Raw genomic sequence first — 14,185 nt, 5'->3', positions numbered from 1 at the left:
GCCAACCCGCCGAGCTTCAAGATGAGACCGGCGGATTGGCGCCGTCTCTTTATTGCTGCCGGAACACGATGCCGCGAATGACGTTGCTGCTGTCTTTGACAAGCTGGGCCCGAAACTTGCCGCTCGGGTTCACGTAGTTGCTGTCCGCCTCGTCTACCGTATGATCGAGCCGGCCGGGAGCAGGACCCACCACGGAACCGTACGTAATGCTGTCCATCGGAACGCCCGTATTGAGCACCTTGCCGTACCATTGGCCGGCCGGGTTTTTCCCCGTTACGATCTGAATGCCGAATTGATCCTGGTCGCTAAACTTGCGCAGCGCGTTCACAACCTGGCTTCCGGAAACGAGCGTATTGTCATAGACGGTAAACGCCGTCTGCGACAGCTCCGTCTGGATGTTGCTGAAATTGCTTTGCGCCGCTTTGGTCGATTCCTGCGCGGAAATAAACAGAACGACAGCCAGCGTAATAAGGGCAATGGCGAGGAAAATGCCTGCCGCCATCACAAGCGCTTTTTGCGCATTACTCATTGTGCATCAAACTCCTTTGCTTATTGGATTTTTTGAATCTGCTCATAATACACCGACATTTGACTGAGGCTGACATAGACGAGCGGGAATACCAGATAACCGAAAATGAGGGACATCATCGGCGCGAAGCCGATCATTTTCCCCCATCCCGCTTTCGTTTCAATCAACCGCTCGTAATCCTGCTTGCGCTGCTCCTGGGCGAAGGCTTGCTCGGATTCCAAATCATCGAATGCCTGCCGGATCGGAATCTTTTCCACCGCCAGTTGCAGCTTTTCCACCGTGCGGACAAACGGAAGAAACGGCGCTTGTTCCTTTAGCTCCTCAAGCGCCTGTTCCGGGCCATGCTCATAATGCAACAGGCAGTGCTGAATCGGTTCCTTGAAAATAAAGGAAAACCGCTCCATCCACTCCAGCAGGTGCTCCACCGACATCCGGTCCATTTCCGACAGCATGGCGATCACCGAATGGAACTGATCGACCTCGTGCTTCATCTCCATATGCCGCATCTGCCGCTGAAACAACAAGATGCCAACCGGAGCAAAGTAGCCGCCCCAGCCGGTCATCAGGGCGAGCATCACCTCCCACCACTTCAGGTACTCGCTGTTTAAAGCCTCCATTTTGTTCAGGATGCGCTGCGCGGCGGCGCGAAGCTGCGCCTCCTCCTGCGCAAGCTGCGGGTCTTTGCGCAGCTCGTCGAAAATCGCTTCCGAGAGCTTGGTTTTCACCCCCTTCACATCTGCCATGATCCGGCGATCAAGCGCCGCTGTCTGCCTGGCTTTCGCCTCTTCCTCCGGCGAAAGGCGGCCGAACATCGTTTCCGGCTTCACGGACGCATAAAGCAGCTGGTGTTTCGTCACCGCATGCAGCGTTACAAACAAACCGAGCACAAGCAGAAAAGAGAAAACGCTTATCGTCACGCGCTGCACAAAAAACCACTCCAAGCGGAGCGGCGAGTTCGTTTCCTTGAGCAGTATGGCATAGCGGGTGGCTTCCCGCGTGCCGGGTTCGGGAGAAATCCGGTCGATGACCCGGCGTACCCACGGAAGATCGTAAGCACGCTGTTCCCACGGCTTGCGCCGCCTTGCTTTGTGTTCACCATCCAATTCCCGCATGTTGCGAAGCAGCACATACGAGCAGAGAATGATGAGCAAGATGACCATTTTCGTGATCCAGCCGAGCTTGCCGGCGTAAAAATCGTCCATCGGAGGGAAGTAATTTCGCGCCCAACTTTCGACCGGCTTGGTGAACAAAATCGGGATGAGCGCGATCGCCGTCAGTCCTTGCAGCAAGTAACTGAGCTTCTCCCGTCGCAAAATGTCCAGATTCAGTTCGGTCGTCAGCTTCCCGAGCGCTTTCAAGTACAACGATCCGTTTTGCAGCGTTTTGTCCCCGTATTCCTTGACCAGATGCGATATGCCGGCCAGTCCCTTCAGAAAGCGGTTCGGAGCGACTTCATAGTACTGCTCCAATTTTTGTTCCGGATGGCTGGCGGTCAGCACCGCATACACTTCTTGCCCGTGCAAAGCCATTTCGTACGGAGAGGCTTCCGCTGCGTCGTAGATCGCTTCCTCCACCATGCCGTGTCGATGATAGTGATGCCGGACATCGGCCATAAAGTGGCGCAGCTGGCGGAGCAGCCGGTTTTCCAAACGGTGAACAAACACATCAGCAATCATGCCGTGAAGCGCCCAGAGACCGGTAAAGATCATGAGCAGCGTTATCGGGTCCCGCACAAATAGGATCAACGGCACGGCGGTTCCAAATAGGAGGCCCCATGCCGCAAGAGCAATCTTGATCGTCTCCAGCCGCAGCTTCCATTCGTCGTACGGTTGAAGCGCCGACAGCCGTTTGCGGATCGTCGTCAGATAGGTGCGAAAGAGCGGAACCCGTTCGCATGCTACATAAATGCGCTGCAACAAGCTGTGCACGTCATGCTTGCGGGTCGATTTGCCGGGAAGCCGCAGTTCCTCATATTCCCGGATCGAACCCGCGCCCGTATTTTTACGGGACAGCCATTGGAACAGCAGGACAGCGGCAAGAAAAAACACGACCGCCCCGCCAAGCACGAGGGATAGCAGCGATTTAAGCTCCATTACGCTCACCCCAATTCGCCTCCAGGAACGCTGCGAATGCCGCGCGATCCGGTTCCGGCATGTGCTCCCGCATCTCTTTCACGTTCTGGTCCGATATCGGATGCACCGCTACATACTTCCCATCCCGGAATTCGATCACATTCCGTGCTTCGTACAGCTTTCGGTCGGTGGAACGATGGAAATATTCGACAGCCGTATCCATAAACGCGGCCATCTTGTCTTCGAGCTTGTCCATCTGCCGGTATGGAACGGGATAATCCGTCTCCTGGTCTAGCGGGACGCATTCGGTAATCCGCTCAATGTAGCGGTGCCCGTTCACATCGCGTTTCAGATGAATGTCGAAATTGATGACGCTGATCACCTGCTGCTCGGCGACCTTTTCGTTCGTAAACACGCCGGTCTTCAGCAGCGAGTTCCTAAGCGAATAGACGAGGTCGCGGAATGTTTTGGCATGGTGGGTAAAAAGCGTGAACAGCGAGGCGACCTGCGCCATCTGGATCATCCACGCCGCGACCGGATCTGTCGCCACCTCGCCGAGAATGTTCACGGTGCCGTCCGTCTTTTTCTGGATGTCCAGCCCGTCCTGCCCAGAAATGGTTTCCGTCTCGCGGAAACTGAGGATATTGCGGTCCTTGTAGATTTTCCGCAAGTGAAGCTCGAAGCTCATTTCCTGCACCCGAATCGTAAAGGTCGCGGAAATGAACTTGACCATTGCCATCAGCAGCGTCGTTTTCCCGCTCCCCTGTGCACCAGTAATAGCAGTAATCCGTGCACCTTTAACCAGAAAGGCAATCAGCCCAACAGGGAGTTGGGCATTGTCGTTCCGGATGAGCTGCTCCAGCGTGGCGCTCTGCACATCGAATTTGCGAACAAAAAACGCCCACGATTCCGAAAATCGGGGGCGCAGCACAACGACGCGGGAGCCGTCGGCCATCTCATTCACTTTGAAGCCGTTCGCTTCCGACAATTGTCCTGGATAATTGTGCTTGTAGATGTTCTGGCAGACGCGCTTTAGTTCTTGCTCCGAGCCGAAGGAGAGGAAGCTGAGATGAATGGATTTCCCTTTGTAAAAAATCCAGACGCTGTCGTGGGACTTCGGTACTTCACGCAGCAGCGCATCTGCCTGAAACTCCCATTCCCCCTCCCATACGGAAGGCGGCAAACCGGACACACCGGCCGACACGCCGTCGATTTTCATATCCCGGATTTCATCCACGACGCTGAAGCCTTTGTATTGCTGGTAAATACGCTGCACCACGATTCGCAGCTTGTCCTCGAAATGCAGCCGCCTGGCTTCCTTTTTATAAATGTCGTGGATTTCCTCGGCAGTGATCCGGTACGATTCGGTTTGCCCGTCCTCTATCCCGAGCTTGGGCCGGTCCAGCCCGTATTTGCGAATGAGTTCGCCGAGCGCATCGAAACGGTACCGTTTCTTGTACTGATGCAGCAGTATCTCGAACTGGTCCTGCGGCGTAAGCTCGTACGGATCGTCGAACGGGATGATCCGGTTGATGTTCCCCTCGTCCAGTTGATACGTCTGCAAAAGAAGATCGTATAAAAACTGCTTTACATACGCCTTGTCCCGCAAATCCCCGGATGTGCAGCCGCGCAGCGCCTTCTTCAGTTCGGCCCTTTTGTTTTTCCGGCGCCGGAATTCCTCTTCGGACAAACCGAGATCATACAGGTTGCTGCTCGTCAGGTCATGCAGCGCCTGTTTCACGTACGCAGTCATCGCGTCAACGGAGTAGACCCGTTCCTCCGGCAGCTTCTCCAGCTTGCGTCCGCTCATGCGGAAGTACAGCAGCGCGGCCGAGAGCAGGAGAAGCATGAGGATGAGCAATCCGTTCAATAGCCCAAGCATCTGCTACTCCCCCTTCCCGCCGAAAAACGGCTTGTTGAATCCGGCTCGTTCGATGACCGCCTGCGCCAGCATCCGGACACACTGCATGAAAAAATGATTCTCATGGTCACCCGGCACGCTGCGGTTTCGAAACATGAAGTCAATTGCACGGCCATCCTGCGATGCATCCATGAACCCAGCATGATGCGGAACCGGATAGAGCGGGACGCTTGCCTTATGCTTCCTGGCGGTATTTTTGGCTGTGTGTTGGGAGTACCGATCGTACTGCCCCACAACAAGAACCAGCTTTTTTCCAAGCAAAAATTCCTCTTGCTGCTGAAAATACCGCTCCAACACGAAGTGGTTCTGGTTCAGGCTGACCACCACCAGATCGGCGTTTTCCAGCAGCGCCTGCGTCCATCCGGATCCCAAGCCGCTGCCGCCGTCGATTAGCGTCAGGTCGTAGTAGCGCCTCGCCGTATCCAGCAGCGGCAGAAGCACTTCTTTCATGCCGGGAATAAACGTTTTGTCGGCCTTGTTCGAACCCGGTAGCAGGTCGAGACGGTCCTTCAGCAGCGGCAATGTGTAGTCCCGAATCATCTCCGATGTCATCTTGCGGTTTTGAGCCAGCCGCGCTAAGGCATCAATGCCGGAGTCCGCAGTAAAAGCGGGTTCGCCCCCCGCCTGTGATCGCCACTTCAGAAACGCCTGTTCGATGACAGCGCGCCGGCTTTGCAAATGGCCGAGCAAAAGCATTCGGGCGGAATATTCGAGACCAAGCAGCGCGGCGACGGCGATCAGGTTCGTAGTGTTGCCCGTTTGTCCCGGCACCGGACTCCAGAAGACGACGCTAACTCCCACGGCGATTCCTCCTTACCCGTTTCCAAGCCGTTTTGACAGTTCGCCCGTTCATTTCGAACAGCGTCTTCGATAGGGACAGCACCGTCCGGACATACGCTCTGGACAGCTTTCTCACATCGATCCGGGCGTGATGCTGATTATCGATTTTGGCCGAAACATCCCTGTCATCGAGCGGAATGCGGAATACCGGATCCTGCCACAGGACAAGATCAGCATCGTAGTGCGAATGAATATACGCCTCGGTTATCGTGGACTGCACGTATGGGTAAATCAGCTTGAAAAGCTTCAGCGGCTGCGTGGCGGATTTCGCCAGACACAGCCGCTGCATCAATTCTGCGTTTTTCTTGAGCGACAATTTTTCGAAGCTGCTGCACCAGACGCGATGAGCAAACGCCTGCAACTCCAGCCCTTTGACAAATTCGGCATGATCCGTATCAAGCAGCATCACGTCGTAATGCGGCCACTTGCCTTCTGTTTGCTTCAAATAGCGATCCAGCTGGCCGTACGTAATAAACCCTCCAGCGACGTCCAGTCCTTCATACTCGGTCACAAAAGCGCCCGGACGCTCATCCGACGGCGGGAGATACCCTTGTACCGACTGCGCGACCGTCGAATCGACAAGCAGCACCCGCTGCCCGGCAGCTGCCAGCAGCTTGCCCAGCACAAGCAGCAAATGGCTTTTATCCGGCGCACCGAAAAAAACAACTTGTTTCATGTCGGCCTCCTTCCTTTATGAGCCGCCGGTCTTAGGCTGATCAAACACATCTTCGAGCCGATCCGTCTTGGGCGAATTGTTGACATGGTCCGGTGTCTGGGTCGATGCCGGCGTTTCCTTTGCTGGTTCGGACGAAGGCAGCACACTTGACGGTGTTGCAGGCTCCTTTGGATTCGATGTTGTTTGTTCCGCTTGATTATTTTGTCTGCCGGTTGATGCTGGAACCTGCTGCTGAATGCTCTGCCGGAATTCATTGTTTTGCTGCGTCGTAATGCGCTCATTTTGCAGTTGCTGCTGAACAGTGACGCTGCCGCTGATCACCCTCATTTTGTCCGTATCGCTCATTGCTTTCAGGTTGTTATCAAGCTTCGTGCGAAGTTGGCGAGCGAGCGCGGTTTTCGCTTCTTCCAAAATGTTCGGATCGCGTTCCATCAGGTCGAGCACCTTCGGGTTGGACGGGTAGTTGGCAACTGCCGCTTCCTGCATGCCCGGATCGACATAGGTGAGCGCGTACAGCTTGGCCCCTTGCAGATAGGCGTCGATGATGGCGCTGGAAACCATCAGGATTTCAGTTTCGTTCATTTCGTACCAAACGATCGTGCCGGACAGTTCCCGGACTTTCTTTTTGCTGAGGACGATAAAATCCTCGCCGGTCGGGAAGTTGATCCGCACATCGACAAACTGCCCTTTTTGCAGATTCGTCGGCAACTGGATGACATTAAATTCTTGCACCCTTAAATCCCTCGGAATCGGCTTGTCTTCAAACAGCATCGAAACGACGAGCTGCGTGTTCGGCTGCAAATCGATCTTGGTGATTTTGCCGACAGCCTCGCTTGGCTCCTTGAGGCTCCCGGTTGCCGCCTGAACGGCGGGCACCTCCACCGCTTTGACATCTCCCGCTTGTAGAGTGGTTCCAGCCGGAATGCTGCGGCTGGCCGCCAACACCCTTGTTATCGCCGCCTGTTCCCTCGACTCCCATTCCTTGATCTTCGTATCGTATTCGGACTGAAGCTGCTCCTCAAAGCTGGCTTGTTTCGCCTGAAAATAGAACACAAGGGCCAGCGCAAAAAGGAGCAGCACCAATCCTCCTGCGATGGATGCAATGATGACTCGTTTTTGTTGTCGGCTGTTCATGGCTTGTCATTCTCCTTTCTTTTTTTCGAAACGCGGGGTTATCGCTTTTCGTGAAACCAGTACGCGCGCGTGTACAGATCGACGCCTTCCCGTGTCGGGATGCCGGTGGTCGCTTGACCGTCACCCTTCCATCCAAGACGGTTCGCGGTCTCCACGGCCAGACGATCCGACGCCCCCTTATAAACTTCCGCTTGCGTTCCTTCGATCAGAACATACAGGCCGCCTCTGGCATTGATGGGATGGACTACTTCCGCTTCGAGCACTTTCATGTCTCTTTCACCGCCTCTCACGTTGTTTTCATATAGTTCCGGTTGGACAGCAAACGCCTGAGCAGGTTCCGCTTGTCCCCTGGACGCTCCGGCTCCACCCCCAGCCAACGGTCCGCAAGCTGTTTCACCCGCAGACGATACGGACTGCAAGGCGAACTTGCGATCCACTGACCGATTCGAACCGCCTTGCTGACCGTAGGATCTTCCGGCAATTCTAACATCACCGGCCACGGCAGGTTCTCGCGCCACTGCTCCTTGGGTGCCTGTTCCATAAGCCGGTTCCATATCATGTAAAGCTCTGGCGTCGGACGAAGGTTGTTGAGCAGCGGCTTCATTCGTGCAAGGCTTTTCATACTGGCCGGCTCATCGGTTGCCACTAGGAATAGCTGCTCGGCCTGCTCCAAAGCCAACTTGATCAGGCTGTCGAAATGGACAGGCGTATCGATCAGCACGATATCCGTTTCCTCATTCAAGAACCGAAGGACTGCTAATAGCTGTTCACGCTGCATCCGAAACGTACATGGCTGCGAAGGCGCGGCGACAATGGAAAAGCCCATCTTCGTTTGGAGAAGACAGGCTCTGCACGCTTTCGGATCATCGATCCGACGAACCAGATCGACGATCGTTTTATTCGGTTGTATTTGCAACATCGAAGCTACCGTACCGTGCATCAGATCCAGATCGAGGACGCAAACCCGTCGTCCTTCTTTTGCCAAAATCGCAGCCAGATGTAAAAGAAACGTCGTTTTGCCCACGCCCCCTTTGGACGCATAGACCGCCGCGATCGAAGGGAGATCCCGGCTTTTCGCAGAGGGAGGAAGAAGCGGCGTCTGAGCCGCGACCTGCGCAAACGGGTCATCCGGCCAAGTCTGTATTTTCTCGTCCGTTATCGTTGTTGGTCCCTTCGCCGGACTGGAGGGCGGCTCTTGTTCTTCGTCTTCCGTTAGAGGCGGCTTTAAGTCCCGCATAAGCACTTCATCCGAAGCCAAGGCAGGAGCTTGACCAATAGCAGGAATGGTCTTCGTGGAAGGATGTTCCGCCGATCTCTGCCGAGCCGCTTTTCGCTGTGACAGCGTACTGCTTGTGACCATATTCCTCTGGATCGCCTGTTCGGTTTCCGATTCGGCAACCGTTGATTCCAACTCACTGTCCTCATCCTGGATCGAATCGGCCTGTTCCGATTCCTGCGCACCAGACTCTTCAGCCATCAGTTTTAACCCTCTTACGTACTGCGGAAACGAAGCTTGCGCTTCTGTTTCTGTCCGATCCGTCGGATGATTTTCATTCAAGCGAAGGAACTTGGCAAGGACCCGGTCTGTTGCCTCTTCCTGCGTCACTGTTCCGGCTGCGCCGAGCGATGCGAGTTCCTCCTCCGTCAACTGCAAATCGCCGTCTGTCAACAATACAATGGGCAGCCCTTGCTTTTGCATCAGCCGGACATATTCCTTCCATCTTCCGACCGCCGTATCAATGACGACAAGCTTCGTCTCCCCGGATATCCGCTCCGGATCATGAACGAATTTGATGTCATAGCCCGATCTTCGCAGCCGCTCGGCCCACGCTTGCCGACGACGCTGGTGAGGACGAAACAACACCACCTGCAAATCAAACACCTCCTCTCCAACCGGCCGGTGATTTCAAAGTTGTTTTTTATGATTCTGCCTCGAATCCGGTAAACACGCCTTCCGAATACTTTTTCGGATTTTCCCGGATCCACTGGGCCGTTTCGGGATACCCAAGCTTGTCAGCCCAATGAATGACTCCCGGACGATCGAGCATGTTGACCGCCCCAAGCCTGCGCACCGCCTCCAGTCCTTCCAGCACCTTTTTCGGGACTGTCACCATGGTCAACCCTTCCTTTCATCCAATTTTAGTCCCCGGTAATAGACATCCAGTTTGACGCGGCTCGCCACATAAAACGCATACTTTTCCGCTTCCTGGTACGTATCCCGCACATCCATTTCCTGCGTTGATCCATCATGCTCCAGCACAACGGCAAACTTTCCGCCTTTCGGCTCGATGCGAACCTGATTATTCATCCCTTGTCCTTCCTTTCTTTAACCCCCGGCTTATGATCGATCGGCATCTCTGCAGCGGGCGGATAATTGGAAATGAGCAGTTCCTTTGCCGGCTGCCGCCCTTTCAGTTGTTTGGCGATGGTGTAGCGCGTTTCCACTTCCTCAATCACGTATGGCGCGTACCATTCCCGGATGAGCGGGTGGTCGTTGATGCTGAGTAAAAACTTGCCCTTGATGCCGCCGAGCAACTCGCGCAATTTCCGGTGATGCGTTTCATCGAACTTGTACAGGTAACCGGAAAGTCCGAGATACGGCGGATCGCAATAAAAAAAGCTATCCGGCGAATCGTATCGCGGGATAACTTCTTCGAACGACCGGTTTTCGATGTACACGCCGATCAGCCGCTCATGCGCCAGTTTGAACTTTTCCTTGACCTTGCTCAGGTCGTAAGCCGGTTTGGTGCGGGTGTACCCCCAATCGTCACAGTCGTTGTATTTTCCGCCGAAATGGGAATAAACCCGGTAATAGAAATCGTAGGCGCGGGTAACGGGATCGCGCTCCTCGTCCCGCCGGTTCAGGATGCGCACAAACTCATCGCGGGCATACAGCGCCCACTCGAACCTTTTGGCGAGCGCCTCCCAATCTTCCTGAATGACTCTGAAAAAATTGACAAGCTCCGCGTTGATGTCTGAATACACTTCCACCTTCGACCGTTCTTTTCCGAACAGCACCCAGCCCCCGCCGCCGAACACTTCAGCATACAGCACATGCGGCGGGAAACGGCGGATAATGTCCTCGCGCAACCGCGACTTGCCGCCTTGCCAGCGAATCGGACTTTTCAGCAATGGCGATCCTCTCCTTCGTTTTTTGTGTCGGGCTCTATCGATCCGGCTCCGAGCGCCGCAAGCTGCGGAATCGAATGCCCGCAATAGTAAACCTCATCCTCGGGCACGCCGAGCAAGCGGGCGTATCCCAACGCATGGCGCACCGCTTCCCGCGCGTTCTCCCGGCTGCCCAATGCGTACACGTCCTTCCCCGGCTCGACGCCAATGACCTGATACGCCCCCCGGATCTCTTTGACATACAATTGCAACTGCCGCACGTTCACCCACCTCTTCACGGATTGCAAATTCGTTTTAATACAAATCGTTTTACACAATGGATAAAGCGTTGGCGATTTGCCGCGCCAGCGCATGAGCCAGCTTGGGCGGCACGGCGTTGCCGACCTGGCGGTACTGTGCGCTCAAGCTGCCGTAAAACACGAATGTGTCCGGGAAAGATTGTATCCGGGCGCACTCGCGCACCGTAAAACGCCGGGGACGGGTCAGCTCCGGATGATAATGCGCCCCGGCATAAAAACCGGCATTCGCCGTAATGGTCGGATTCGGTTTTTGCCACGAACCGACTTTTTGGCGTCCTTTGAGCCCCCGGATCCTTGTCGGCATGGCCGCTTCCAGCGCCTCCAGCGGGATAACCCCGTCCGCATCCGCCAGCGAAACCAGATGCAGAATGTGCGCCGGATCCGCCGGCACCGGCCCGTGATTCGGATGCAGCCCCGCCGAACGGCTGTGCGCGGTAATCGTAAAGGAAGGATCGTCCCATCCCGCCCTGCGGTTCGTCTGATCATAGCGGCTCTCTTCCCGCACATTGGGAAAAAGATGACCGGCATGGTTCGGCAGCATCCCCGGATGGGCGAGATCGACATCCTTCGACAAATGCGCGGTTACCGTTTTGCACGGCTTCTCCCAGTCCTGCACCTTGCAGTCGAACATCGCCACGCCTTTCCCGGCATTGCGAAGCCGGTTCTCCATCGATACCGGACGGGGATTGGACAGCGTATGATTCATCAGCGCCGTTTCGTCCTCCGCCGGATCCGGCAAGTCGCCGATAGCATCGCGAAGCACCGGACGCGAAGGATCGGGCGGAGGCCATTCAAAAGCGACCTCCAGATCCGACCGGAACCCGACGATAAACACCCGCTCCCGCGTCTGCGCCACGCCGTAATCCCACGCGTTGAGCAGTTTCCATTCCAGCCTGTAGCCCGCCGCCGAAAATAGGTCGCGTATGGCGTCAAAATGAATGTGCTGCTTTTTGCTCAGCAGCCCTTTCACGTTTTCCATCAGAAAAAATGCGGGCTGCGCTTCCTTGAGCAGCCGGGCGTATTCATACGGCAGCAGGTTGCGGACATCGTCCGGATCGTGGTTTCCGGCCAGCGAAAACCCCTGGCAGGGAGGTCCGCCGATCATGCCCAGCACCGTCTCGCTTCCCGCCAGCTCGCGGAGCTTGTCTCCCGTCAAACGGGCGACGTCTTCCTTGATGGCCAGCGCCTGCGGATGGTTGCGCTCAAACGTAAGCAGCGCGGACGCATCCACATCAATGCCGACACGGATATCGAACCCCGCTTGCGCAAAGCCGCAGGATAACCCTCCCGCGCCGCAAAACAAATCGATGCACGGTCCCCAAAGCTGCATTACAGTCACCTCCCGAGTGCGTAAACGGGCGCAAAAAAACGTCTGCGCCGCGAACGGGACAGCCGTTATCTGAACTTGTATGCTTCAATACTCCCGGGGCAGCAGCGCCGTAATGACCCAATGATTGCCGTAATCATCCGACTTCACCCAAACTTTCTCCGGCAGCTTCATTTGCAGCTCGTCAAGCTTCTTGCCATTTCCGTCGCTGACAACAACGCGGTCTCCTTGAGGTTCAAAAACGAGAAAATCATGCTTGGGCAAAAACGACTCCGCTTTCCGGAAGAACAAATTCATGACGATCGGCGGCAAATTCAAATGTTGCACCCCGCGCGTCATTACTTTTTCAGTTGGTTTTCCCATGCTCTGCACAACTCCTTTGGTTGTTTTTTGAAACGAAAAATAGCCCTCCTATTCGAGAGCCATGGAAATGATCTGATTGTTACTGCTGCTTAGGAACAGAAGGGCGCCGAATCCGTTTGTTTAAACCTCTCCCAGAACGCTTCACGATCTGCCTCACTTGAGAACGTTACGGTCAAATACCCCTTTTCAGCGGCAGCATCCAGTTCCCGTCCGATAATATTTCCGCCGCAGCGGGACACGTCGCGGGCATAGGCGTCCAAATCGCCCCGATGCTCGCATTCGCGAAAGCGGAGCAGTTGCTCCAACATCTGCGTTCACTCTCCTTCGGTTTAATCATTCCAATAGTTTTGCGGGTCCTCCGATTGTCCATTTTGCGACATGCCAAAATGAAGATGCGGTCCCGTCGATTTCCCCGTGCTTCCCACCCAGCCGATCACCTCGCCGCGCAGCACCTGCTGACTGCGGCGGACGCCGATGACCGACAAATGGGCGTATAAGCTTTGAACGCCTCCGTCATGCTGCAAACGGACGAGATTACCGTACCCGGAGTTGCTCTTGACCACCTGAATGACAATCCCGTTTTGGGTCGCAACGACCGGCGTGCCGCGCGGCGCGGGGATGTCGATCCCGTCATGAAACGCGCCGGGTTCGCCCGACACCGGGTCGGTCCGTATGCCGTACGGACTGGAAATAGCTTTATAGCCAATGACCGGCCACAGCCAGTTTCGCGGCATGACCAGCATGGCGGCGTACTCCGCTTCCTTTGCCCGAACGAGCGCCGCATCGTTGGGGTTTAAAAACCACGCTTCCAGCGCCGCATCCGGATCAAGGGTGGACAACCGCAAATAGTCGGCGAGCGAAAAGATCGCGTCAAACGGATTGTCCGGATCGATCTTGCCGTCACCGTCGCCGTCCGTCTTGTACGCTTCCCACAAGAGCCGGGGAAAGCCCAAAACGCCGGTCGTATCGATTCGTTTCGCTTGTTCGGCTCCGAAATCGGTCGTGATCTTGTGAATCGCCGCCAGGCGCGCCCAGGAAGCCTGTTCGTTTTCGGCCCGGAGATATATCGGCAGCAGCGGAGCGGGAATATCGAAGGTCTGATTTTCCGGCACCGGAATCCCTTCCATGGAAGAAGAATCCGACGAACTGACCAGCACGCCGAGCAGCGCAAAAACGAGCAGCATCGCTAAAAGCGCGATCGCAATGCCGGCAGCCCCCAGGCTTCCGACTACCCACCAAAACACCTTTTTCTTGACCAGGCCGCTAACGTCCATGAGGATCCCTTGCCTGCGGCGAGTCCTTTTCCCGCGCCTCTTTCAGCGCGGCCTCCGCTTTGGTCAAAAGCGGCCGGCACGATTCGTCGCCGTTTTGTATTCGCCGCCTCAAGTCGGACACGAGCGCTTCCCAATCCTTTACAACATCCATCGTCATTCCCTCACCGGCAGGCTTGCCGCCCGATTATGCCTTCTCGTATTTGTCTTCCATGACCGAATCCTCCAGCACATAGCTGTTAAAAACGATTTCCAGCGCCTTCTTTCTCGAATGGGATTTCGAAACGAGATCGTCGACCGCAAACCGGAGGAACGCATCGCGTCGAACAAGACGTTCCATCTTGTTCGGATCAAATGAAATCGAACGCATGTCTCTGCCCTCCTACCTTGCCGAATGATTTGCCGTTTCCGGCATGACGTCTGCCGGCACGTAAACGCCTGTCGGTTTCCATTCCCGGCAACCCGCTTCCCTCACCCATACATGCCGCGACGCGGATACGAGAAACTCGACGTCCTTGAACCGGTTCCTTCCCCGGAAAAACAACCCGCGCTCCCGAATCTCCGCAAAGATGACGGTCTGCGCCAGAAATTCATTTTGCAGCCATTCCGCGATCCGAACCATGT

The 14,185-nt window shown here is 55.6% G+C and carries 19 protein-coding genes; all 19 read right to left on the bottom strand.

Going from position 1 to position 14,185, the window contains the following annotated elements:
* Nucleotides 1-49 precede the first annotated feature (49 nt).
* The 19 genes from EXW96_RS25715 to EXW96_RS25625 all read right to left on the bottom strand — a co-directional run bounded on the left by EXW96_RS25715 (nt 50) and on the right by EXW96_RS25625 (nt 14,183).
* Nucleotides 50-529, bottom strand: a complete 480-nt coding sequence (locus EXW96_RS25715; protein WP_019007341.1) for a hypothetical protein — start codon at nt 527-529, stop codon at nt 50-52.
* Between the two features lie 20 nt (nt 530-549).
* Nucleotides 550-2,622 carry a hypothetical protein gene (locus EXW96_RS25710; protein WP_174351747.1) on the bottom strand — a complete coding sequence of 691 codons (2,073 nt, stop codon included), beginning with the start codon at nt 2,620-2,622 and terminating at the stop codon, nt 550-552.
* Nucleotides 2,612-4,483 (bottom strand): ATPase, T2SS/T4P/T4SS family, encoded by a 1,872-nt coding sequence (locus EXW96_RS25705; RefSeq protein WP_174351728.1) that lies wholly within the window; start codon nt 4,481-4,483, stop codon nt 2,612-2,614. Before EXW96_RS25705 ends, EXW96_RS25710 begins: the two co-directional genes overlap by 11 nt.
* Before the next feature lie 3 nt (nt 4,484-4,486).
* A complete protein-coding gene (locus EXW96_RS25700) occupies nt 4,487-5,323 on the bottom strand; it encodes a CpaE/TadZ family protein (RefSeq protein ID WP_174351727.1) in 837 nt (278 codons plus the stop codon).
* Complete coding sequence (locus EXW96_RS25695; RefSeq protein ID WP_062494007.1) at nt 5,313-6,038, bottom strand: hypothetical protein; 726 nt, start codon at nt 6,036-6,038, stop codon at nt 5,313-5,315. Before EXW96_RS25695 ends, EXW96_RS25700 begins: the two co-directional genes overlap by 11 nt.
* Nucleotides 6,039-6,053: 15 nt before the next feature.
* The gene (locus tag EXW96_RS25690) at nt 6,054-7,172 is read right to left on the bottom strand and encodes an SAF domain-containing protein (RefSeq protein ID WP_062494009.1); all 1,119 of its coding nucleotides are present in this window, start codon (nt 7,170-7,172) and stop codon (nt 6,054-6,056) included.
* Between the two features lie 38 nt (nt 7,173-7,210).
* Entirely contained in the window at nt 7,211-7,441 is a 231-nt protein-coding gene (locus EXW96_RS25685; RefSeq protein WP_019007335.1) for a hypothetical protein, read from the bottom strand.
* 17 nt (nt 7,442-7,458) lie between these two features.
* On the bottom strand, nt 7,459-9,039 hold the full coding sequence (locus EXW96_RS25680; RefSeq protein ID WP_225312655.1) for a CpaE/TadZ family protein: 1,581 nt from the start codon (nt 9,037-9,039) through the stop codon (nt 7,459-7,461).
* A 52-nt stretch (nt 9,040-9,091) separates the two neighbouring features.
* Nucleotides 9,092-9,286 carry a DUF5049 domain-containing protein gene (locus EXW96_RS25675; protein ID WP_062494015.1) on the bottom strand — a complete coding sequence of 65 codons (195 nt, stop codon included), beginning with the start codon at nt 9,284-9,286 and terminating at the stop codon, nt 9,092-9,094.
* A 2-nt stretch (nt 9,287-9,288) separates the two neighbouring features.
* Nucleotides 9,289-9,480, bottom strand: coding sequence for a hypothetical protein (locus EXW96_RS25670; RefSeq protein WP_062494017.1), 192 nt, complete (start codon nt 9,478-9,480; stop codon nt 9,289-9,291).
* On the bottom strand, nt 9,477-10,304 hold the full coding sequence (locus EXW96_RS25665; protein WP_062494019.1) for a DNA adenine methylase: 828 nt from the start codon (nt 10,302-10,304) through the stop codon (nt 9,477-9,479). Before EXW96_RS25665 ends, EXW96_RS25670 begins: the two co-directional genes overlap by 4 nt.
* On the bottom strand, nt 10,298-10,561 hold the full coding sequence (locus EXW96_RS25660; RefSeq protein WP_019007330.1) for a hypothetical protein: 264 nt from the start codon (nt 10,559-10,561) through the stop codon (nt 10,298-10,300). The genes EXW96_RS25665 and EXW96_RS25660 overlap by 7 nt, the downstream gene beginning before the upstream one ends.
* A gap of 49 nt (nt 10,562-10,610) precedes the next feature.
* Nucleotides 10,611-11,930, bottom strand: a complete 1,320-nt coding sequence (locus EXW96_RS25655) for a DNA cytosine methyltransferase (RefSeq protein ID WP_174351726.1) — start codon at nt 11,928-11,930, stop codon at nt 10,611-10,613.
* A gap of 84 nt (nt 11,931-12,014) precedes the next feature.
* On the bottom strand, nt 12,015-12,290 hold the full coding sequence (locus EXW96_RS25650) for a hypothetical protein (protein WP_144938217.1): 276 nt from the start codon (nt 12,288-12,290) through the stop codon (nt 12,015-12,017).
* 89 nt (nt 12,291-12,379) lie between these two features.
* Nucleotides 12,380-12,598: a hypothetical protein gene (locus tag EXW96_RS25645; protein WP_019007327.1), complete on the bottom strand. Its 219-nt coding sequence runs from the start codon at nt 12,596-12,598 to the stop codon at nt 12,380-12,382.
* 21 nt (nt 12,599-12,619) lie between these two features.
* The gene (locus tag EXW96_RS25640; protein WP_144938214.1) at nt 12,620-13,564 is read right to left on the bottom strand and encodes a M23 family metallopeptidase; all 945 of its coding nucleotides are present in this window, start codon (nt 13,562-13,564) and stop codon (nt 12,620-12,622) included.
* Nucleotides 13,554-13,715 (bottom strand): hypothetical protein, encoded by a 162-nt coding sequence (locus tag EXW96_RS25635; protein ID WP_174351725.1) that lies wholly within the window; start codon nt 13,713-13,715, stop codon nt 13,554-13,556. The genes EXW96_RS25640 and EXW96_RS25635 overlap by 11 nt, the downstream gene beginning before the upstream one ends.
* A 33-nt stretch (nt 13,716-13,748) precedes the next feature.
* Nucleotides 13,749-13,931 carry a hypothetical protein gene (locus EXW96_RS25630; protein ID WP_144938211.1) on the bottom strand — a complete coding sequence of 61 codons (183 nt, stop codon included), beginning with the start codon at nt 13,929-13,931 and terminating at the stop codon, nt 13,749-13,751.
* A 12-nt stretch (nt 13,932-13,943) separates the two neighbouring features.
* Nucleotides 13,944-14,183: a hypothetical protein gene (locus EXW96_RS25625; protein WP_144938206.1), complete on the bottom strand. Its 240-nt coding sequence runs from the start codon at nt 14,181-14,183 to the stop codon at nt 13,944-13,946.
* Between the last annotated feature and the right edge of the window lie 2 nt (nt 14,184-14,185).

It is taken from the genome of Paenibacillus sp. JMULE4, assembly GCF_013337105.1.
In the GTDB taxonomy this organism is placed as follows: Bacteria; Bacillota; Bacilli; order Paenibacillales; family NBRC-103111; genus Paenibacillus_G; species Paenibacillus_G naphthalenovorans.
This window is presented reverse-complemented; position numbering and strand designations above follow the sequence as displayed.

Bases quoted from the DNA above. Each gene is read 5' to 3' on its own strand.
- EXW96_RS25670 (WP_062494017.1), bottom strand. From the start codon at position 9,480: ATGAATAATCAGGTTCGCATCGAGCCGAAAGGCGGAAAGTTTGCCGTT.
- EXW96_RS25640 (WP_144938214.1), bottom strand. From the start codon at position 13,564: ATGGACGTTAGCGGCCTGGTCAAGAAAAAGGTGTTTTGGTGGGTAGTC.
- EXW96_RS25690 (WP_062494009.1), bottom strand. From the start codon at position 7,172: ATGAACAGCCGACAACAAAAACGAGTCATCATTGCATCCATCGCAGGA.
- EXW96_RS25710 (WP_174351747.1), bottom strand. From the start codon at position 2,622: ATGGAGCTTAAATCGCTGCTATCCCTCGTGCTTGGCGGGGCGGTCGTG.
- EXW96_RS25655 (WP_174351726.1), bottom strand. From the start codon at position 11,930: ATGCAGCTTTGGGGACCGTGCATCGATTTGTTTTGCGGCGCGGGAGGG.
- EXW96_RS25635 (WP_174351725.1), bottom strand. From the start codon at position 13,715: ATGGATGTTGTAAAGGATTGGGAAGCGCTCGTGTCCGACTTGAGGCGG.
- EXW96_RS25675 (WP_062494015.1), bottom strand. From the start codon at position 9,286: ATGGTGACAGTCCCGAAAAAGGTGCTGGAAGGACTGGAGGCGGTGCGC.
- EXW96_RS25685 (WP_019007335.1), bottom strand. From the start codon at position 7,441: ATGAAAGTGCTCGAAGCGGAAGTAGTCCATCCCATCAATGCCAGAGGC.
- EXW96_RS25715 (WP_019007341.1), bottom strand. From the start codon at position 529: ATGAGTAATGCGCAAAAAGCGCTTGTGATGGCGGCAGGCATTTTCCTC.
- EXW96_RS25645 (WP_019007327.1), bottom strand. From the start codon at position 12,598: ATGTTGGAGCAACTGCTCCGCTTTCGCGAATGCGAGCATCGGGGCGAT.
- EXW96_RS25695 (WP_062494007.1), bottom strand. From the start codon at position 6,038: ATGAAACAAGTTGTTTTTTTCGGTGCGCCGGATAAAAGCCATTTGCTG.
- EXW96_RS25625 (WP_144938206.1), bottom strand. From the start codon at position 14,183: ATGGTTCGGATCGCGGAATGGCTGCAAAATGAATTTCTGGCGCAGACC.
- EXW96_RS25705 (WP_174351728.1), bottom strand. From the start codon at position 4,483: ATGCTTGGGCTATTGAACGGATTGCTCATCCTCATGCTTCTCCTGCTC.
- EXW96_RS25630 (WP_144938211.1), bottom strand. From the start codon at position 13,931: ATGCGTTCGATTTCATTTGATCCGAACAAGATGGAACGTCTTGTTCGA.
- EXW96_RS25650 (WP_144938217.1), bottom strand. From the start codon at position 12,290: ATGGGAAAACCAACTGAAAAAGTAATGACGCGCGGGGTGCAACATTTG.